At 46.7% G+C, this 17,685-nt stretch carries 16 protein-coding genes and 4 pseudogenes; 14 read left to right on the plus strand and 6 right to left on the minus strand.

Annotation, left to right across the window (positions count from 1 at the left end; translation table 11 throughout):
* The first annotated feature begins 196 nt into the window (after positions 1 to 196).
* The 6 genes and pseudogenes from FJQ87_RS05580 to FJQ87_RS05605 all read left to right on the plus strand — a co-directional run.
* Positions 197 to 1,153, plus strand: coding sequence for a DUF523 and DUF1722 domain-containing protein (locus FJQ87_RS05580; RefSeq protein WP_140931331.1), 957 nt, complete (start codon positions 197 to 199; stop codon positions 1,151 to 1,153).
* 4 nt (positions 1,154 to 1,157) lie between these two features.
* Entirely contained in the window at positions 1,158 to 2,129 is a 972-nt protein-coding gene (locus tag FJQ87_RS05585; RefSeq protein WP_168195144.1) for a MerR family transcriptional regulator, read from the plus strand.
* Positions 2,122 to 3,621: a deoxyribodipyrimidine photo-lyase gene (gene phrB, locus FJQ87_RS05590; RefSeq protein WP_140931337.1), complete on the plus strand. Its 1,500-nt coding sequence runs from the start codon at positions 2,122 to 2,124 to the stop codon at positions 3,619 to 3,621. Before FJQ87_RS05585 ends, phrB begins: the two co-directional genes overlap by 8 nt.
* Before the next feature lie 46 nt (positions 3,622 to 3,667).
* The gene (locus FJQ87_RS05595) at positions 3,668 to 4,117 is read left to right on the plus strand and encodes a nuclear transport factor 2 family protein (RefSeq protein WP_240778846.1); all 450 of its coding nucleotides are present in this window, start codon (positions 3,668 to 3,670) and stop codon (positions 4,115 to 4,117) included.
* On the plus strand, positions 4,114 to 4,887 hold the full coding sequence (locus tag FJQ87_RS05600) for an SDR family NAD(P)-dependent oxidoreductase (RefSeq protein ID WP_140931340.1): 774 nt from the start codon (positions 4,114 to 4,116) through the stop codon (positions 4,885 to 4,887). Before FJQ87_RS05595 ends, FJQ87_RS05600 begins: the two co-directional genes overlap by 4 nt.
* Positions 4,884 to 5,834, plus strand: a pseudogene (locus tag FJQ87_RS05605) (FAD-dependent oxidoreductase); the annotation flags it as partial. The gene FJQ87_RS05600 and the pseudogene FJQ87_RS05605, both read left to right, overlap by 4 nt.
* A gap of 29 nt (positions 5,835 to 5,863) precedes the next feature.
* Here FJQ87_RS05605 and FJQ87_RS05610 read toward each other — a convergent pair.
* Positions 5,864 to 7,291: an IS4 family transposase gene (locus tag FJQ87_RS05610; protein ID WP_140930426.1), complete on the minus strand. Its 1,428-nt coding sequence runs from the start codon at positions 7,289 to 7,291 to the stop codon at positions 5,864 to 5,866.
* Positions 7,292 to 7,390: 99 nt separating this feature from the next.
* Here FJQ87_RS05610 and FJQ87_RS05615 point away from each other — a divergent pair.
* The 7 genes and pseudogenes from FJQ87_RS05615 to FJQ87_RS05645 all read left to right on the plus strand — a co-directional run.
* Positions 7,391 to 7,684, plus strand: a pseudogene (locus FJQ87_RS05615) (FAD-dependent oxidoreductase); the annotation flags it as partial.
* Positions 7,684 to 8,460, plus strand: a complete 777-nt coding sequence (locus tag FJQ87_RS05620) for a DUF1365 domain-containing protein (RefSeq protein ID WP_140931345.1) — start codon at positions 7,684 to 7,686, stop codon at positions 8,458 to 8,460. The pseudogene FJQ87_RS05615 and the gene FJQ87_RS05620, both read left to right, overlap by 1 nt.
* Before the next feature lie 2 nt (positions 8,461 to 8,462).
* Positions 8,463 to 9,719, plus strand: a complete 1,257-nt coding sequence (locus tag FJQ87_RS05625) for a cyclopropane-fatty-acyl-phospholipid synthase family protein (RefSeq protein ID WP_140931348.1) — start codon at positions 8,463 to 8,465, stop codon at positions 9,717 to 9,719.
* Positions 9,719 to 10,306 carry a DUF2878 domain-containing protein gene (locus FJQ87_RS05630; protein ID WP_140931350.1) on the plus strand — a complete coding sequence of 196 codons (588 nt, stop codon included), beginning with the start codon at positions 9,719 to 9,721 and terminating at the stop codon, positions 10,304 to 10,306. The genes FJQ87_RS05625 and FJQ87_RS05630 overlap by 1 nt, the downstream gene beginning before the upstream one ends.
* Entirely contained in the window at positions 10,303 to 10,905 is a 603-nt protein-coding gene (locus tag FJQ87_RS05635) for a chalcone isomerase family protein (protein WP_140931354.1), read from the plus strand. The genes FJQ87_RS05630 and FJQ87_RS05635 overlap by 4 nt, the downstream gene beginning before the upstream one ends.
* Entirely contained in the window at positions 10,893 to 11,435 is a 543-nt protein-coding gene (locus FJQ87_RS05640; protein ID WP_140931357.1) for a DUF3833 domain-containing protein, read from the plus strand. The genes FJQ87_RS05635 and FJQ87_RS05640 overlap by 13 nt, the downstream gene beginning before the upstream one ends.
* A gap of 580 nt (positions 11,436 to 12,015) precedes the next feature.
* Positions 12,016 to 12,789, plus strand: coding sequence for a nucleotide-binding protein (locus FJQ87_RS05645; RefSeq protein WP_140931360.1), 774 nt, complete (start codon positions 12,016 to 12,018; stop codon positions 12,787 to 12,789).
* Between the two features lie 265 nt (positions 12,790 to 13,054).
* Here FJQ87_RS05645 and FJQ87_RS05650 read toward each other — a convergent pair.
* Positions 13,055 to 13,257, minus strand: a pseudogene (locus FJQ87_RS05650) (IS91 family transposase); the annotation flags it as partial.
* Between the two features lie 138 nt (positions 13,258 to 13,395).
* Complete coding sequence (locus FJQ87_RS05655) at positions 13,396 to 14,286, minus strand: site-specific integrase (protein WP_140931364.1); 891 nt, start codon at positions 14,284 to 14,286, stop codon at positions 13,396 to 13,398.
* Positions 14,287 to 14,375: 89 nt separating this feature from the next.
* Here FJQ87_RS05655 and FJQ87_RS05660 point away from each other — a divergent pair, with 89 nt between their 5' ends.
* A complete protein-coding gene (locus FJQ87_RS05660; RefSeq protein WP_140931367.1) occupies positions 14,376 to 14,810 on the plus strand; it encodes a hypothetical protein in 435 nt (144 codons plus the stop codon).
* 268 nt (positions 14,811 to 15,078) lie between these two features.
* Here FJQ87_RS05660 and FJQ87_RS05665 read toward each other — a convergent pair.
* From FJQ87_RS05665 to FJQ87_RS05680, 3 genes and pseudogenes are all read right to left on the minus strand, one after another.
* A pseudogene (locus FJQ87_RS05665) lies at positions 15,079 to 15,534 on the minus strand (transposase); the annotation flags it as partial.
* Between the two features lie 141 nt (positions 15,535 to 15,675).
* Positions 15,676 to 16,566 carry a site-specific integrase gene (locus FJQ87_RS05670; protein WP_140931370.1) on the minus strand — a complete coding sequence of 297 codons (891 nt, stop codon included), beginning with the start codon at positions 16,564 to 16,566 and terminating at the stop codon, positions 15,676 to 15,678.
* Between the two features lie 377 nt (positions 16,567 to 16,943).
* Positions 16,944 to 17,282 carry a DUF3634 family protein gene (locus tag FJQ87_RS05680; protein WP_140931377.1) on the minus strand — a complete coding sequence of 113 codons (339 nt, stop codon included), beginning with the start codon at positions 17,280 to 17,282 and terminating at the stop codon, positions 16,944 to 16,946.
* Positions 17,283 to 17,685: the final 403 nt, after the last annotated feature.

Below are 17,685 nucleotides of genomic sequence, written 5' to 3' on the forward strand. Positions count from 1 at the left end.
CGCGGCTATTTTTAAGCAGGCGCCGCCTTTTGTCCACACCTAGGTCAAAACGTCTTATTTGGGCTGGCGAAATTGGGCGCTCAAACGCCACAAACACGTGTTACATAAAAACATTAATGTTTAATACTTGTACGAAATTGTAAATCTTGTATAACTTTGTGGTGTATACCCCTAAAGCAATACAAGGATGGTAGTTATGTACGCATTTACCCCGCAACGAATTCAGCTTGGGATCAGCGCTTGCCTGCTCGGGCAAGAAGTTCGCTTTGATGGTGGTCATAAACGCTCAACTTATGTGCTGTATGATCTTAAGGACATGTTTGATTTTCATCCTATTTGCCCTGAAATGGCCATAGGCATGGGGGCGCCTCGTAAAAGCATTCGCTTAGTGTGCGATAACGACACCATTTTGCTGCAAAGCGCCGATGCAAGCTTAGATGTTACCCAAAAAATGCAAGCCTTCAGTCAACGAACCGTGCCTGAACTTGCGAATTTAGGCGGTTATTTATTTTGCGCAAAATCGCCCACTTGCGGCATGGAGCGGGTCAATGAGTACGCAGTGGGCACCAATAATGCCACTAAGACAGGCGTTGGTGTGTTTGCTCGCCAATTAATGGCGACTTATCCGTTAATGCCAGTGGAAGAAACCAGTCGGCTTAATGATCCCCATATTCGCGATAATTTTTTTACCCGAGTCTATGCCTACCATGAGTGGCAAAGCATGCGAGCAGCAGGGCTAACTAAGCATCAGTTATTGCAGTTTCACGCGCGCTACAAATACTTGCTGATGGCACATAATCAGGTCATTTATCGCGAGCTTGGGCCATTACTGGCCACTATGGAAGATAATCTTGATGAGGTCGCCCACGAGTATTTTACAGGCTTTATGACGGCGCTTAAGTGTCACGCATCCCGTAAAAATCAAACCAGTACCTTACAACATATTCAGGGCTACTTTAAAAAGCAGTTATCGGCCAGTCAAAAAGCTGAGCTTACTTCGGCCATTATGGATTATCACGAAGGACTATTGCCGTTATTAGTGCCTATCACCTTGATTAATCATTATGTGCGCGAGTTTTCCTGCCAATACATAGCCGACCAAGTGTACCTGCAGCCGCATCCGCAAGTGCTTAAACTCAGGTATGGGTTATAACGCCATGATTGCCCATGATAAGTTCATTCACGCTGAGCGCTTTAGTATCGGCGAAGTCTCTAAAATGACAGGGGTGAATTCTATTACGTTACGGGCGTGGCAGCGCCGCTTTGGCCTATTAGTGCCAGAGCGAACTCCTAAGGGGCATAGATTATATAGCCAAGCGGATATTGAATTAATTGCGCAAATTATCCATTGGCTGGAGGCTGGGGTCAGTATCAGTAAAATTCGCCCCCTGCTTAATACGCCTCAAGTTTCATCTTACCCACTTGATAATGAATGGCTGCAACAGCAGCAGGCGTTATTGCACGCATTAAGTCACGTTAACGCCTCGCAATTGCATCATTTATTGGATGAATATGAAGCCCATTATCCGTGGTTGATGCTGCAGCAACAATTGTTTGAACCTTGGTTGCGGCAATTGCCCCAATGGCTGGCTCAGCGCCAAGATGGCCACGGCTTAAGTGTCTGGCTTAAGCAGCAACTCGATTGGCGTTTAAAACCTGCTATTCGGCAAAAACCTTCTATTGCTGTGCTGGCATTGCCGGGCAGTGATGATTTAGATAGCTGGCAATTGTGCTGGCAATTGTGTCAACAAGGCCGCGCCTTTGTGAATTTTGGCTCACTGCCTTGGCCACAAATAAGGTTATTAGCGCCGCGTATTACTCCATCCATCTGGCTAGTGGTCGCTGGGCCTAAGCATTTGCCTTTAGATATTGAAGACTTAGATGCTTTGCCGCTAATGGCAAATAACAGCGAACTTGTCTCTCAACAACGCGGTCGCTACTTAGTGGGTCAGTTCGCACCGTTATGGGATTCCAGTGGCTGCCATCAACCGCTTAACTGGGCAGAGCTTAGTCAGGTATTGGCGCATGCTGGTGCTAACTGCGCTGGTGTTAACAGCACCATTGCTAATGCCAGCGATAGCGATAGCGACAGTGATAGTGATAGTAACAGCGAGAGCCTCAATGACTAGCACGCATGTGGTTTGGTATCGGCGCGACTTACGAGTGGCAGATCATAGGCCCTTATTTGAAGCCATGAGCTCAGCCCGCGCCCAAGGGCATAAGGTTAAATGCTTATACATTGCGACGCCAAAACAGTGGCAGCAGCATCAGCAAGCTGCCATTGGCTTAGATTTTATTGAGCGGCATTTAAATCTGTTAGCGCAATCCCTTGCCGCCCTAGGGCTTGAGCTTGAAGTGGTGGAATTAGCGGATTTTAGTGAGATACCTCAGTGGTTTAGTCATTATCAAGCGCAGCAGCAAGTGGTTGGTGTCTATGCCCATAGTGAGGCGGAATGGAATGAGCGCCAGCGCGATAAGTATGTGAGTCAAAGGGTTAACCTCACCTTATATGACGAGCACTGTCTATTAGCGCCAGGCTCAGTGTTAACGGGCGCTGGCACTATGTATCAAGTATTTACGCCTTTTAGTCGGCAGTGGAAACGCCAAGCTTTGCAATTACTGGCAAGCGATAGCCGCGCCATTTCGCCATTAGCTGTGCCAGTCGCTTTTGCGGCGGCGCTACCTTCCCCTAAACCTATAGTCATACGGGCGCTTAAAGTAGATTCTGGCCATTTTTTAGCAGGAGAAGCGCCAGCGCATCAGCAGTTGCAGCACTTTATTCAAGGCGGCGCCGCGCACTATGGCGCGCAGCGCGACTTTCCGGCGTTAACTGGCACCAGTCAGTTATCGCCTTGGCTAGCCCTTGGAGTGTTATCGGCGCGCCAATGTTTTGCAGCGCTACTGCAGCACCATAGCGATGCCTTTTCAGAGGATAGCGCGGTTAAAACTTGGGTGAATGAGCTTATTTGGCGCGAGTTTTATCGCCATTTATTAGTGCTATGCCCGCGCCTTAGCCGTAACCATAACTTTAACCGCAAAGGCGATGCCATTCAGTGGCGCAACAATAGCGCGGAATTTGCACTTTGGTGTCAAGGGCAAACCGGTTACCCCATAGTGGACGCCGCTATGCGGCAATTAAATCAAACGGGCTGGATGCACAATCGCTTACGCATGGTAACCGCCAGTTTTTTAACTAAACATTTGCTGATTGATTGGCGTTGGGGCGAAGCATATTTCAGCAAGCATTTGATAGATGCCGATCTTGCCGCCAACAATGGTGGCTGGCAATGGGCGGCAGGCACTGGCTGTGATGCCCAGCCCTATTTTCGGGTGTTTAATCCGTTGCTGCAAAGCCAAAAATACGACCCAGATGCCAGCTTTATTCGGCGCTACTTGCCTGAATTAGCAAGAGCTAGCACTAAACAGATACATCAACTGCAAGATCTGCATTTGCATACGGTTAATGGCGTTAATGGCGTTAATGGCAATGATGGCAATGATGGCAATGATGATTGTGCAAGCGCTATGAGCGGCGCGTCTCATTATCCCGCGCCTATGGTCGAGCATGGCATGGCCAGAGCGCGAGCATTACAGGCGTATGCGGTGATGAAAGCGAGCTAAGTGCTTGAGTTTAGAAACTTGAATACAACTATCTGAGGTAAACATCTTGATAGCAAAAGAGATAAGCATAGCGCCCTGGGTGCAGCAATTTGTGGACATGTATCAAGTGTTAAATAAACACAATTTGCATTTACTCGCTGAGGTCTACGCCGCTGAGATTCGATTTACTGATCCCTTACACCAAATCGAGGGACTCAGTGCCTTACAGCGTTATTTCGCTGGGATTTATGCCAATGTCGAGTCGCTGCGCTTTGAGATTGAGACAGTTATTACCGCCGGGGATGATGCGGCGCTGACGTGGGTGATGCACTTTACTCACCCCAAACTTAATGGCGGCCAAGTGATAAGCGTGAGCGGCATGACCCATTTGCGTCAAGGTGACGACAAGATAGTGTGTCATCGCGATTATTTTGATGCTGGGCAAATGCTCTATCGGCATGTGCCGCTATTAGGCACTGCCATTAACATCATCAACCGCCGGTTGGTGAGCGCATGAATAAGCCATTATCTGTACTCATTACTGGCGCGAGCTCCGGCATAGGCGCGCAGTTAGCCGCGGATTATGTCGCTAAAGGCTATCAGGTATTTGCTTGTGGTCGCAGCGCCGAGCGTTTACAGAATTTAACTGGGGTAACACCTGTTGTCTTTGATATTGATGATCGTGAGCAAGTGTATCAGGCCGGGCGTAATGTCGCGAGCTTAATCTCAGCGCCCCTTGATATCATCATCTTAAATGCTGGCGTGTGTGAATACATAGATGATGCCCGCCAGTTTGATGATGAGTTATTTGCCCGCGTTATTCATACCAACTTGATAGCAACCGGTTACTGCTTAGCTGCGTTTTTACCTTTAGTGGCCAAGGGCGGGCATTTGGCCTTAATGAGTTCATCGGCCACTTTTTTAGGCTTGCCGCGCGCCGAAGCTTATGGCGCATCTAAAGCTGGGCTGAGTTATTTGGCCGCGAGTTTAGCCGTAGATTTAGCAGAGCATGACATCAGTGTGAGCTGCATATCCCCAGGCTTTGTGGCAACGCCGCTCACGGATAAAAATAATTTTGCTATGCCAATGCGTATTAGTGCTGCGCAAGCCGCGCGCGTCATTATGAGCGGCATAGAAAAAAAACAATACGCCATTAATTTTCCACGTCGCTTTATCGCTGTGATGAAGTTGCTGGCGTGGTTGCCTAAGCGCTGGTGGCATAAGTTAATTCGCTTGCAGCCCAAGGCTAATTCAGGCTCAGGCACTTCAAAGGGATTGAAGAAATGAACAAGATTGCCATTGTCGGCTCAGGGATTTCGGGCTTAACCGCCGCTCATTTATTGTGTGAGCGCTATGACGTTACTGTATTTGAAAGCAATAATTATATTGGCGGCCACACCGCCACTATTGATGTTGAACTTGATGGTAATAAGTACGCCATAGATACAGGTTTTATTGTGTTTAACGATAGAACTTACCCCAATTTTGAAAAGCTATTAGCCAGAATTGCGGTTAAGCCCAAGCCCACCCAAATGAGCTTTTCAGTGCGTAACCTTACGACTGGGCTTGAATACAATGGCCATACCTTAGCGAGTATGTTTGCCCAAAAATCTAACTTGTTTAAGCCTAAGTATTGGTATTTTTTAAGTGAAATAGTGCGCTTTAATGGCTTATGCAAAAAGTACTATCAAACCGATAATTTCCCCGCCAGCAGCTTAGGTGATTTCTTAGTATTAGAAGGCTTTAGTGAGTTCTTTTGCGAGCACTATATTTTGCCTATGGGCGCTGCCATTTGGTCATCTAGCCTTAATGATATGCGCGCGTTTTCATTGCGTTTCTTCATCCGTTTTTTTGCCCACCACGGCTTGCTGGAATTAACCAATCGACCGCAGTGGTATGTGCTTGAAGGTGGCTCGCGCAGTTATATCCCAGGGCTAATTGCGCCATTTAAAGACAAGATAAAGCTCAATACCAGCGTCAAATCCATTAAGCGCACTAATAACGGCGTTGATTTAGTGACGGACTCTGGTGAGCAATATCGCTTTGATGAGGTGATTTTGGCATGTCACAGCAATCAAGCCTTGGCGATGTTAGAAGATGCCTCTGAGCTTGAACATGACATTTTAAGCCAAATGCTTTATCGCAATAACGAAGTGGTGCTGCATACCGATGCGCGTCTGTTGCCGCAGCGGCGCGCGGCTTGGGCGAGTTGGAATTATCGCTTAGATGGCGATAGCTCTAGCCCCTGTCTCTTGATCAGATCTCATAGCGTTTCTCCGGCTTCAAATAGGGCTTTGGCTAAGCGATACCCCTTTACCTGAGCCTGAAGATCATCCCATCCCTCCCAAATCGTGGACCAGCTGGCCATTCCCGTGCGCTTGCTATCATTAAAGCCTCCTAGTTTGGCCAAGGATTGATAAGCCCACTTCATATTTGGGGCTTCTTTGCCTTTATGTCCCCTTGGCTTGTAGAGCTGCATCAGTACTCGCCATTCATCATTCTCTAAGACATTGCTGCAGCTTTGATTTTCCATGCTTTGCGCTGCTTCGATTTGCCCTCTTTTTCTCAGATAAATTGGCAGGCTCATCACTTCCCGAAGTTGCAGTAGCCGCACACCAATAAAGCAAAGTATCGAGGCCGCTCGCTCAAGGTTGTCTGGCGATGTCATGCGTAACCTTTCAACCCCCGCGCCGGTTTTCCACGCCTTATGAAAGTCCTCAATGCGCCATCTAGTGGTATAAATATCAATCACATGAAGTTGCTGCGCCAACGTGTCAATCGGCTCACTGGTCAGTAGCATCCAAGATAGTCCATCTTCACCTTGGGGAGGATTGAGCTCTTGTGCGTACACCACATTAATCGCATGCTGCTGACGATTATGTTTGATGTTAACCGCACTGGCTTTGAGGGTGAGTTTGGCTGTTCGCGAGGGACGATTCTTGCTTTTCCCACTGGCTTCCTTTATGCCTTTTTGTGGGATGGCGATGGTGTATCCGCCGGTAACGGGATGACTATCCATGTGCTCAAACAGCTTAGCCTCGTATTCTACTAGGTTTCTTGCATGTTTTGCCCGCACCACAAACCGTTCACTATGTGATTGTTTATCCGATAAATAATGCATGATATCCGCTTCTCTATCACACACTGAGATCACTCGCGACATGTGAGCCTGCAAGCGTTGCCGCGTAAAATAGGATGCATCGGCCCATTTACCGCTCTCTTTTTCATCGGCCTCGTTGGGATTATCAGGTCGACACCACCAATCTTGGTGGATCAAGCCCAAGGTCCGAGAAGTATGGCTATCCAGTAGCAAGACAGAATGAACCCACCAACCACGAGACTTATCGGTAGGTTTGCCTAATTTCCCTAATTCAGACGCCACACTGTGCTTATAACTCAGGGCTGTCGTGTCTTCGAGAGCAAGTATTTCATTTATATTTTCAATCGCTTGGGCGGTGCGAGCAAAACCGGCGGCTCTGATCATAGATGGGCTAACATTATCATTGCGGATCAATCGATAGGCTCCTTCGAGTTTGGCATCTTCACCATTACAAGATCTGGCAACCGATTTACCGCTGCCAACCGCCATGTGTTCAGCGACGACGGTTAACCTTGCCGCTCGTCGTTTATCACCTAGCTCAGCATGATGAAAGTGATCATATGCCCATTTGTTCGGGTTAAAAATTGACATTAAAAATGATGAAGTGAGTGAATTTGCATGATCTGATCATCGCCAGTCAAGAAAGTTCCATTTTTTGCTAATAATTTGTGTAGAAGAGACAGCTCTAGCCCTGCGGCTGTCACTTATAACATGAATATTCTGCAAGGGTTATCTGACCAAGCGCCTGTGTTCTGCGTGAGCTTAAATCAAACCGCATCAATAGATAAGCGTAAGATTTTACGCACCTTTAATTATGCCCACCCAGTATTTGATCAGCAAAGTTTTGCCGCGGCCTCTCGCAAACATGAGATTAGTGGGCAGCGCCACACTCACTTTGCTGGGGCTTATTGGCTTAATGGTTTTCATGAAGATGGCGTTAATAGCGCCCTTGATGTTTGCCGGCATTTTGGAGTGACGCTTTAATGCTAAGTGCCCAGTTGAGCACTAAGCCATTAGCCAGTGGCCTATATGCAGGGTTAGTGCGCCATCAGCGCTTTGGGCGTGTGGGTCATAAGTTTGCTTATGACTTGGGGCTGATGTTCATTAATTTAGATGAGTTAGCAGCATTAGAATCCGTTAGCCGCCTGTTTTCAAGTCAGCGTTGGGCTTTGCTGCGCTTTAACGGCAGCGATTATTTACGTGATGACAACATAAATCTTGATGCTAGCCCACAGTCGTTAAAGCAAAGAGTGTTAACTAAGCTGCGTGCCCTTGGGGCTAACACTGAGGTAGATACAGTTATTTTTGCCGGACAAGTGCGTCACTTTGGTTTTTACTTTAGCCCGATTAATTGCTTTTACTGCTATAGCGGCGGTCAATTGCGCTATTTACTGGCGGAAGTGAGTAACACCCCATGGGATCAAAGGCATTGCTATCTTATTGATATCAATAACAACGCGCCTATTACTAAGGCCTTTCATGTGTCGCCCTTTATGAGCTTAGATATGGATTATCACTTCAACGTCGAAGCGCCTGGTGACGAGATTAACTTAGTGATTGAAAATCGCCGTGATAAAAAACTATTTATGGCATCTATGTCATTGGTCAAAAAGGATTTTACCGCCATTAACCTCAGGCAGTGGTTGTGGCGATTCCCGCTATTAACCTTAAAAATTATGGCGGGTATTTATTGGCAAGCCCTCAAATTATGGCTTAAGCGGGTGCCATTTATGGCCCATCCCAGCAAACAGGAGAAGTAACCATGGATAATGCTGTGAGTAGTGCATCGGCACAGACTCTTTCAGAGGGTGTGGCTAAGCGATTAATTAAGCGGGCGTTAACGCATTTATCCCAAGGTTTTCTGCGCATTACCGATAGTGATGGCACTGAGCATTTTGGTGATAGTCACGCGCTATTGCATGCCGATATTCATGTCATTAACCCAGCCTTTTATCGCCAAGTCTTGTTATCAGGCTCCATTGGCGCAGGTGAGTCTTATATTGCTGGTCATTGGCAGAGCTCAAATGTCACTCGGGTGATCCAGCTATTTGCCCGCAACTTAGCTGTACTTGAGCAGCTTGAGCAAGCGTGGTCTTGGCTGGTAAAGCCTGTTAATCGCGTAAAACATGTGTTTAATCGCAATAGTGTTAGTGGCTCCAAGCGCAATATCGTGGCGCACTATGACTTAGGCAACGCTATGTATCAGCAGTTTTTAGACAGCGACATGCTGTATTCCAGCGCTATTTATCCTGATGTGAATACCGGCCTTGAAGAGGCGCAGCAAATAAAGCTTGCCACTATTTGTGAGCGTTTAGACTTGCACCCCGGCATGACCTTGCTTGAAATCGGCACAGGTTGGGGCGCCTTGGCCATTTATGCCGCTAAGCATTATGGGGTGAAAGTAACCACCACTACGATTTCTGAAGAGCAATATAGCTACGCTAACGCTAAAGTGGCGGCGGCAGGGCTTGAAGATAGCGTCACGTTATTAACTTCAGATTACCGCTTACTAACCGGGCAATACGACAGATTAGTGTCTATCGAGATGATAGAAGCTGTGGGGCATGAATACTTACCCGGCTTCTTTAAGATGCTTAATCAGCGCTTAAAACCCAATGGCCGCATGCTGATCCAAGCCATTACTATTAGTGACCAACGCTATGATCAATATAGGAGCAGTGTTGATTTTATTCAGAAATACATCTTTCCCGGTGGCTGCTTACCGAGCGTAACGCGCATGAGCCAATGTTTAGCTAAGCAAACCGATATGGTGCTGTTTAGCGTAGATGATATTGGCTTTGACTATGCCCGCACCTTGAATGACTGGCACAGCAATTTTGATAACGCCATCAGCAAGATTAAAGACTTAGGTTATGGCGATGACTTTGTTCGGATGTGGAAATTCTATTTAAGTTATTGCGAAGGCGGATTTTTGGAGCGCACCACTAGTGCTGTGCATCTTGTGGCGGTAAAACCTGAGTACCGCTTAGCGCAAGCATTAGCGTTTGCGAGTCACTAATGTCAATCCGGCGCAGCAGTATATTTGATGGCTGGCAAAGCGGGCGCGAGCAAGTTATCTCGCTCAAACTCATAGTGCTTGATGCTGCGCGCTTTCAGCTGGTGTGGTGGTTACTGATATTGCAAGGCAATGAGGCGGTGTGGCTCGCAAGTCTAGTATTAATCGCCCAGCTAAGCGTTAGTCGGCGCCGAATTTACGATGGCGTATTTATGCTGGCGATTGCTATGCCGGGCGTGCTTTTAGATAGCTTGCTTAATTATGGCGGCGCCTTAGTGTTTACCGATTTACCTCTATGGCTTGCCTTACTTTGGTGTCACTTTGGCTTAAGTTGTTTATACAGTTTGCAGCCCATGTGGCGCTGGTCATGGCTATCTGTCGCCTTAGTGGGCGCTATTGGCGGCAGCGGCAGTTATATCGCGGGGCTTAAGCTTGGCGCGGTTAGCTCTAATTGGAGTGAAACCACGCTGTTATTGGTGCTAGCACCACTATGGGCCTTAGTGTTTATTTATATAAAATCAATTGTTTATCAAGAATCTCAACATCAACCTCATCATCCATCGAGCGATAACCAAGGTTCACCACAGTGAAACTCTCATTGATAGTCCTTAGCAGTTTGTTAGTCAGCCTAGCTAGCGTTGGCAGCGCTTATGCCGATGCTAAAGCCGCAGTTGCCATCACTATTCCTATTGCCATCGATATGGCAGAGGCCATCGACTCTGATGACGGCGCAGATGAGATTGCACCTGTGTCACTGGAAGTGGGGCGCACGCAAATGTCATTAATGTGGTTTGATGTTTATGTGGCGACCTTATTAACCCCAAGTGGGCAATATCAGGGAATAACTCCGCCGCTAACTTTAGAGATACGTTATCAGCGCGAAATCAGCGCCACGGATTTACTCGATGCCACCCGTGAGCAGTGGCAGCATTTGGGCTTAATGACAGATGGCGGCCAGCGCTGGCTCACTGAGCTTGCAAGGTTTTGGCCGAATGTTACCGCGGGCGATAGCTTAGCCTTGCAGTGGGATAGCGATGGCATGAGCCAGTTTTACTTTAATGGCGACAAAATTGGCCCAAGCTTTGACAAGCAGTTTAGTAATAGCTTTTTAGCCATTTGGTTGTCACCACAAACCAGTTACCCACAATTGCGCCTTGAACTGATAGGGGAAAAATCATGCGACTGCTAAGACGTTTGTTGCTGGCTGTGAGCCTCGGCTCAACCTTGTTATTGTCTGGCTGCGGCAGTGTCGATATTGATGACTATCAAGGCACTCAGCCCACATTAGTGTTATCGCGCTTTTTTGATGGTCAGTTAACCGCCCATGGCATGGTGCAAGATTATCAAGGTAAGGTGACGCGCCGCTTTGTGGTGACTATGACAGGCCAGTGGCGCGATGGCGTTGGCACCTTAGATGAAGCCTTTGTGTATGATGATGGTGAGACGCAGCGCCGTATTTGGACCTTAACTGAATTAGACGCTGGCCAATATCAAGGTACGGCCGCAGATATTTTGGGGGTAGCAACAGGCGAAGCGCGTGGTAGTGCCTTGCAGTGGCGCTATCAAATGTTATTGCCTGTGGATGGCGATACCTATGAAGTCGAGTTTGATGATTGGATGTATCTCATTGATGAGCGCACCATGATAAATAAGAGTGATATCAACAAGTTTGGCGTCACAGTCGCCACTGTGACTTTAGTCATCCAAAAGCAGCCTTAAGAGGCGCTATTGCCGCTTGAGTTGTTGATGAAGGTGTTGCCGCTTTAGCCATGGCTGCGCAGCTGCATGTAAGTGGTCAGTACAACAATCTTTACCGTGGATCAGACTTGCCTAGTCTGATCCACGCGCTTCGGCCAACTCGGTCAGGCTGATCCGTTCTGGCACATTTACGCCCCTTTATCAGTTGCAGCCGATAAATAGCATAAAACAGCTGACGAGCCAGTTGACCTACTGTTACTAATCAATAAATGGCAGTCATTAATCTCTTTCGATAAGACATCAGTATCAATGCTCATTTTCAAATTCTAGTGCTCGTTTATCCAGAGCCGCTCTGATAGAGTCCTTTATAAATCAATAGCTTTAATTTAGTAAACTTTAAATAATAGGTTTATTAAATACGCATGCGCGTTTTGCCAAATATGTGCGCATGCGCATTATACAAATGTTAGCTGAATCCGAGCTGCCTTGTACGGAGTCTATCTGTTGTTATTTAAACTTTCTTCTAATTATCAATTGATTAAGTGATAATGACCACAGTCCAGAAATATGCAGCTAATTGCTTTGTTAGGTAATAATTTAGATGAGAAAACCACGAATATTCATAGCGTCATCAGTAGAAAGTCTAGGTGTAGCAGAGGCTATTAATGTCAATTTAGACCATGAATTTGAAGTTACTATTTGGAAAAATGGAACTTTTAAATTGTCATCAACAAGTGTTGATGACTTAGTAACCAAGTCTTCAGCTGTTGATTTCGCTTTGTTTATTTTTGCTCCAGATGATATCGCTACAATTAGAAGTAGCGAGCAGCATGTGGTTAGAGACAACGTTATCTTCGAAATGGGATTGTTTGTTGGGGCTATTGGAAAAGAGCGTACATTTTTTATCAAACCCAGAAATCAAGAAATGTATCTTCCTACAGATCTTTTGGGGTTGATGCCTGCTGATTATGAAGCAAACCGAAGTGATGGCGATCTTGTCTCTGCAACCAATAGGGCTTGTTCATTAATCAAAGCTGAAGTTAAACGGCTTGGTTTACTGAATAGAGAGTCTCTCAAAGCTAATACAGTTGTAGAAGTGAACTCAAAAAATTATCCAATTTTAGAAGCTGATCTTGCATTTTTATCGGCTGTCTTATCCTCACATACTTCCCATCCAGAAGGGCGAAATTTTTTCCAAATCTGTAGCGATATAGGTGGTGATGATAACAAACTTAGTTTGGCTGCGATAAAGCTAGAGCGCCTTGGTTATATTGAAAAAACAATTGAACATGATAGTTGGGGTAATGCTCTATACCATTATTCTATTAATGAATCAGGTATCGACGTATTGTTGGAGTCAGAATTAGCTCAGTAATAATTCAGTTAACAAATAAGGATAGGCCGCGCGTAGCCGCGACCTTATCCTAAGTGTTGAACAAGCCCGATGCTGGTTGTTGACACTTTATTATGCAAATAGCTGATTGAGAATTTGTGCTCGCGAAAGTCTTATTTTCAAAGAGACTTTTATGCAGACATGACCCGCCCTTAGCGAACGAGCTAATATTTTTATCACTTGTTCATCAAGCCGTTATCGAGTTCTCATTCTGTTTGGTTAACCCGTTATCCTTATACTTCTCGCCTTAGGCGGTGATATTAGCCCCTGTCGGTCGATGACGCATATGAACGCCCATAAAATGCATCGCGAGGTGGCAACAAGGGCAATAGCGCACTGCTAAGGCACGTTTGACCTCAGGTAGCATGGGGAAAACTGCACCTGTGACAGCCAACATCAGTTGGATTTGTTGCCTTAGCTTTTGGCGTTGCCTTGCAGTAAGCCATAGTCCCCAGCAACTCACCCTCGCCGTGTTGCAACGACAACTGAGCATGGCATGGATAGCATCCTGAATTTCTGGGGTGATTTGATGGGCATAACGCCGCCGAAAATCCGCCAGATGTTGGCGTAAAATATCGATAAACTGGCTCATAAGCCACACTCCCACCTCAAGGCCAAGTCGTTGGTCAGTTGGTTAATCGCCTCACAAGTGTTTTTTCGAGTGATGTCAGTGAGCCGCGTGTAACGGGCGGTGGTATTCAGGCTATGATGGCCGAGCAGTGTTTGCACCGAGCGCAAATCGAGTCCTTGCTCCAGCAAATGGGTGGCATAACTGTGGCGTAGACTGTGCGGACTGATGGCTTTATGAATGTTGCACTCGAAAATGACTTGCTTCATGGCTTTTTGGAGCCCACCTCTGTCCATGAGTGAGTCAGGTTGATTATCTTTACCTGGAAACAACAAACGAGGATGACGGTGGGTGCGCCAATAGTACCTTAACGCTAACAAGGTGCGTTGAGGTAACGGCACCAGTCTATCCTTGCCACCTTTAGCATCACGGATATGCACTTGCATCAGCCCCGCATCAATATCCCCGACCTGCAATGATATCGCTTCCCCTAGGTGCAAACCCATGCTGTACAGGGTTAAGAAACAGACTTGATAACGCAGCTGGCGCGTGAGGCTGATAACTATCGCGACTTCGCAGGGCGTCAGGATATCGGGCAGGTGTTTCACCTGGGGTGGCTTAACAATATTAAGCCACTGCCAAGATTTGTTGAGGACGTGAAAGTAGAAAAACTGCAAGCCGTTGCGGTCGAGTTTGACGGTACTCCATGAGTGTGAGGCAATCAAATCGGCAAAATAGCGCTTCAAATCATCGGTAGTCAGGGTATCGGGGCAGCAGTCAAAATACGTCGCAATGCGACGTATGGCTCGGCTGTAAGCATCGATGGTTGCTGGTCGCTTGCCTTGCAAGGTTAAGTTGGTAAGATGTTGTTCATAAAGAAAATCAAAGCGTTGTTGTTCGTGAGTGTTCATGATGATACTCCTAGGTTTGCGACCGAAGCTGGGCGCGTCTAGCAAGTTTTATCCGCTTATTAAGGCGTTAGGAAATTCAAGGAGACTTTGTGGGTAATACAGTAATTAGGTTGCTGAAACTAATCGATAAGAAAGGAGAGGTTTCGTTGTCTGAATTATCGAAGCTAATCCCTAAAAACTATAATGATCATAGAGACTTTTATCCTATCGCGTTCCTAGTATCCAATAATTTGTTAGACGATGAATTCTTTCAGCAGAGAGAACAAGTAGACCTTAAAGAACAGTTACTCGCCAGAGAATTTTATGCCTGTCACAGTGCTGGAAAGTCAGCATCTGATGGCGATAGACAGTTTACAGCAATGGGTAACAAGCAAAAGCTTAGTGACCAAAAGTTTGCTCTTTCTGCGCAAGGTCATATCTACTTAAGTGACTATAGAACTCGCAGAAATGATAGGTTATCAGCGTTAGCTACTGGTATTGTTGTAGGTATCATTACATCACTGGTGACAATTGCTTTGAGTTAGCGAGAATTTTCCTAACAAATAAGGATAGGCCGCGCGTAGCCGCGACCTTATCCCAAGTGTTGAACAAGCCCGATGCTGGTTGTTGACACTTTATTATGCAAATAGCGGATTGAGAATTTGTGCTCGCGAAAGTCTTATTTTCAAAGAGACTTTTATGCAGACATGACCCGCCCTTAGCGAACGAGCTAATATTTTTATCACTTGTTCATCAAGACGTTATCGAGTCCTTATTCTGTTTGGTTAACCCGTTATCCTTATACTTCTCGCCTTAGGCGGTGATATTAGCCCCTGTCGGTCGATGACGCATATGAACGCCCATAAAATGCATCGCGAGGTGGCAACAAGGGCAATAGCGCACTGCTAAGGCACGTTTGACCTCAGGTAACACGGGGAACACTGCACCTGTGACAGCCAACATCAGTTGGATTTGTTGCCTTAGCTTTTGGCGTTGCCTCGCAGTAAGCCATTCTTTATGAAAAGAGTCACGCACTCGCCGTAATCCTTTGGGTAACACATGTTGTAATATCAACCACAGAAATTCGACCGCGGGCAAGCTGCGTACTTGTTGGCAACGAGTCTGACTGTCTTGATAGGTAAAGCTCACCTGATTATCGACATGACGACAAATACTGCTGTCGGGTAAAACGCCCCGATAAAGGTTGCGCGACAGATATTGCAGTGCAGGAGCACCTTTACCGACGAACTGACAATCGACCACCCATTTCGAGTGGGCAGCTAACCCTCGCCGTGTTGCAACTACAACTGAGCATGGCATGGATAGCATCCTGCATTTCTGGGGTGATTTGATGGGCATAACGCCGCCGAAAATCCGCCAGATGTTGGCGTAAAATATCGATAAACTGGCTCATAAGCTGCACTTCCACCTCAAGGCCAAGTCGTTGGTCAGTTGGTTAATCGCCTCACAGGTATTTTGGCGGGTGATATCAGTGAGCCGCGTGTAACGGGCGGTGGTATTCAGGCTATGATGGCCGAGCAGTGTTTGCACCGAGCGCAAATCGAGTCCTTGCTCCAGCAAATGGGTGGCATAACTGTGGCGTAGACTGTGCGGACTGATGGCTTTATGAATGTTGCACTCGAAAATGACTTGCTTCATGGCTTTTTGGAGCCCACCTCTGTCCATGAGTGAGTCAGGTTGATTATCTTTACCTGGAAACAACAAACGAGGATGACGGTGGGTGCGCCAATAGTACCTTAACGCTAACAAGGTGCGTTGAGGTAACGGCACCAGTCTATCCTTGCCACCTTTAGCATCACGGATATGCACTTGCATCAGCCCTGCATCAATATCTCCAACCTGCAATGATATCGCTTCCCCTAGGCGCAAACCCATGCTGTACAAGGTTAAGAAACAGACCTGATAACGCAGCTGGCGCGTGAGGCTGATAACTATCGCGACTTCGCAGGGCGTGAGGATATCGGGCAGGTGTTTCACCTGGGGTGGCTTAACAATATTAAGCCACTGCCAAGATTTGTTGAGGACGTGAAAGTAGAAAAACTGCAAGCCGTTGCGGTCGAGTTTGACGGTACTCCATGAGTGTGAGGCAATCAAATCGGCAAAATAGCGCTTCAAATCATCGGTAGTCAGGGTATCGGGGCAGCAGTCAAAATACGTCGTAATGCGACGTATGGCTCGGCTGTAAGCATCGATGGTTGCTGGTCGCTTGCCTTGCAAGGTTAAGTTGGTAAGATGTTGTTCATAAAGAAAATCAAAGCGTTGTTGTTCGTGAGTGTTCATGATGATACTCCTAGGTTTGCGACCGAAGCAGGGCGCGTCTAGCAAGTATTTAGGATGAGGGGCAAAAGGATGGCTTTATCTTGTTCCTGCCGCAAAGCGGCTTCGTTCAACAAACAATTTAAGAGTGATTCCCCACGCTTGGCATTTTCACTATGCGTTGGTTTTGGTGATTAAGGTGGTATGCGGCGGCTTTTGTATTGCGTTGTTCACCCCTTAACAAGGCGTTAAACCCATAGAAATTTTAATCCGAAACTGACGAGTTAGATCTACAAGCGATAGCAGCCGGCAGCGCTAATGTGTGTACGAACCTTATGGTGCGAACACACCTGAGTACTTGTGAATGCTACAAGCCGTGGTTAGTGATTCTATGTTAGAGGCTAGGCGCGGCGGCCATTATCAGCGTCTTTGCGCTCATAGTATTCAAACGGGAATAAATTACGCAGGCGCTGGCTGACATCATCACTGACATTGGCGGAAATATGCAGGCGCACACTGCCAGAGCGCTCGGCGCGGATGGTGCAGGTGAGTTTTTCAGCTTTGGCTATGGCGCGGGCTTCGCGCTCAAACTTGTCCTGAATTTTACCTTTATGGCTAGTCAGCCGCCCTTGTTTAAAGTGCATTTCAAACAGAGTTAATCCCGATTTGCCGCCAAACATGAGCTTATAAACCAAATAAAAGCCGATGATAATAAGGACGGTCTTGATTGCAATATCCATAAGTGGCGCTCCTACAAGTCGGCGGTTGCCTGCGAAAGTATAGTTATTTGTGCCGCATCCATTCTTTAAAGGCAAGTAATATTACAGACTTAGCCAAGTCAGCCTAATTGGTTTTTGGGCAATAAACTGCGACTTAGGTCGCGCTCTGCGCTATCTGATGTTATCTCGAATCAAGGCCTTACATAACTTGGTGTTGTAAGTGAGCAAGTCTCAAGCTTACGCTTAGGCTATCAGTCACTAGCCTTTGAATCGCATCTTGACTCATGCGTGCGGCTAATGGGTCAGCACACGGGCGAGTATCACCTAGGCCGAGCCAGCATGCTGGCAAGGATTGCAATAAATTGATGGCAATTTAGTCGATTAGCTCAAATTAATGAGGCTTGCGCGCTGACTTTTACGCCAA

The sequence above is a fragment of the Shewanella sp. SNU WT4 genome, from assembly GCF_006494715.1.
GTDB lineage: Bacteria > Pseudomonadota > Gammaproteobacteria > Enterobacterales > Shewanellaceae > Shewanella.

What these genes read in the sequence shown, in the direction of transcription:
- FJQ87_RS05580 (WP_140931331.1), top strand. Translation starts at nt 197, where the DNA reads ATGTACGCATTTACCCCGCAACGAATTCAGCTTGGGATCAGCGCTTGC.
- FJQ87_RS05585 (WP_168195144.1), top strand. Translation starts at nt 1,158, where the DNA reads ATGATTGCCCATGATAAGTTCATTCACGCTGAGCGCTTTAGTATCGGC.
- phrB (WP_140931337.1), top strand. Translation starts at nt 2,122, where the DNA reads ATGACTAGCACGCATGTGGTTTGGTATCGGCGCGACTTACGAGTGGCA.
- FJQ87_RS05600 (WP_140931340.1), top strand. Translation starts at nt 4,114, where the DNA reads ATGAATAAGCCATTATCTGTACTCATTACTGGCGCGAGCTCCGGCATA.
- FJQ87_RS05610 (WP_140930426.1), bottom strand. Translation starts at nt 7,291, where the DNA reads ATGTCAATTTTTAACCCGAACAAATGGGCATATGATCACTTTCATCAT.
- FJQ87_RS05620 (WP_140931345.1), top strand. Translation starts at nt 7,684, where the DNA reads ATGCTAAGTGCCCAGTTGAGCACTAAGCCATTAGCCAGTGGCCTATAT.
- FJQ87_RS05625 (WP_140931348.1), top strand. Translation starts at nt 8,463, where the DNA reads ATGGATAATGCTGTGAGTAGTGCATCGGCACAGACTCTTTCAGAGGGT.
- FJQ87_RS05630 (WP_140931350.1), top strand. Translation starts at nt 9,719, where the DNA reads ATGTCAATCCGGCGCAGCAGTATATTTGATGGCTGGCAAAGCGGGCGC.
- FJQ87_RS05640 (WP_140931357.1), top strand. Translation starts at nt 10,893, where the DNA reads ATGCGACTGCTAAGACGTTTGTTGCTGGCTGTGAGCCTCGGCTCAACC.
- FJQ87_RS05645 (WP_140931360.1), top strand. Translation starts at nt 12,016, where the DNA reads ATGAGAAAACCACGAATATTCATAGCGTCATCAGTAGAAAGTCTAGGT.
- FJQ87_RS05655 (WP_140931364.1), bottom strand. Translation starts at nt 14,286, where the DNA reads ATGAACACTCACGAACAACAACGCTTTGATTTTCTTTATGAACAACAT.
- FJQ87_RS05670 (WP_140931370.1), bottom strand. Translation starts at nt 16,566, where the DNA reads ATGAACACTCACGAACAACAACGCTTTGATTTTCTTTATGAACAACAT.
- FJQ87_RS05680 (WP_140931377.1), bottom strand. Translation starts at nt 17,282, where the DNA reads ATGGATATTGCAATCAAGACCGTCCTTATTATCATCGGCTTTTATTTG.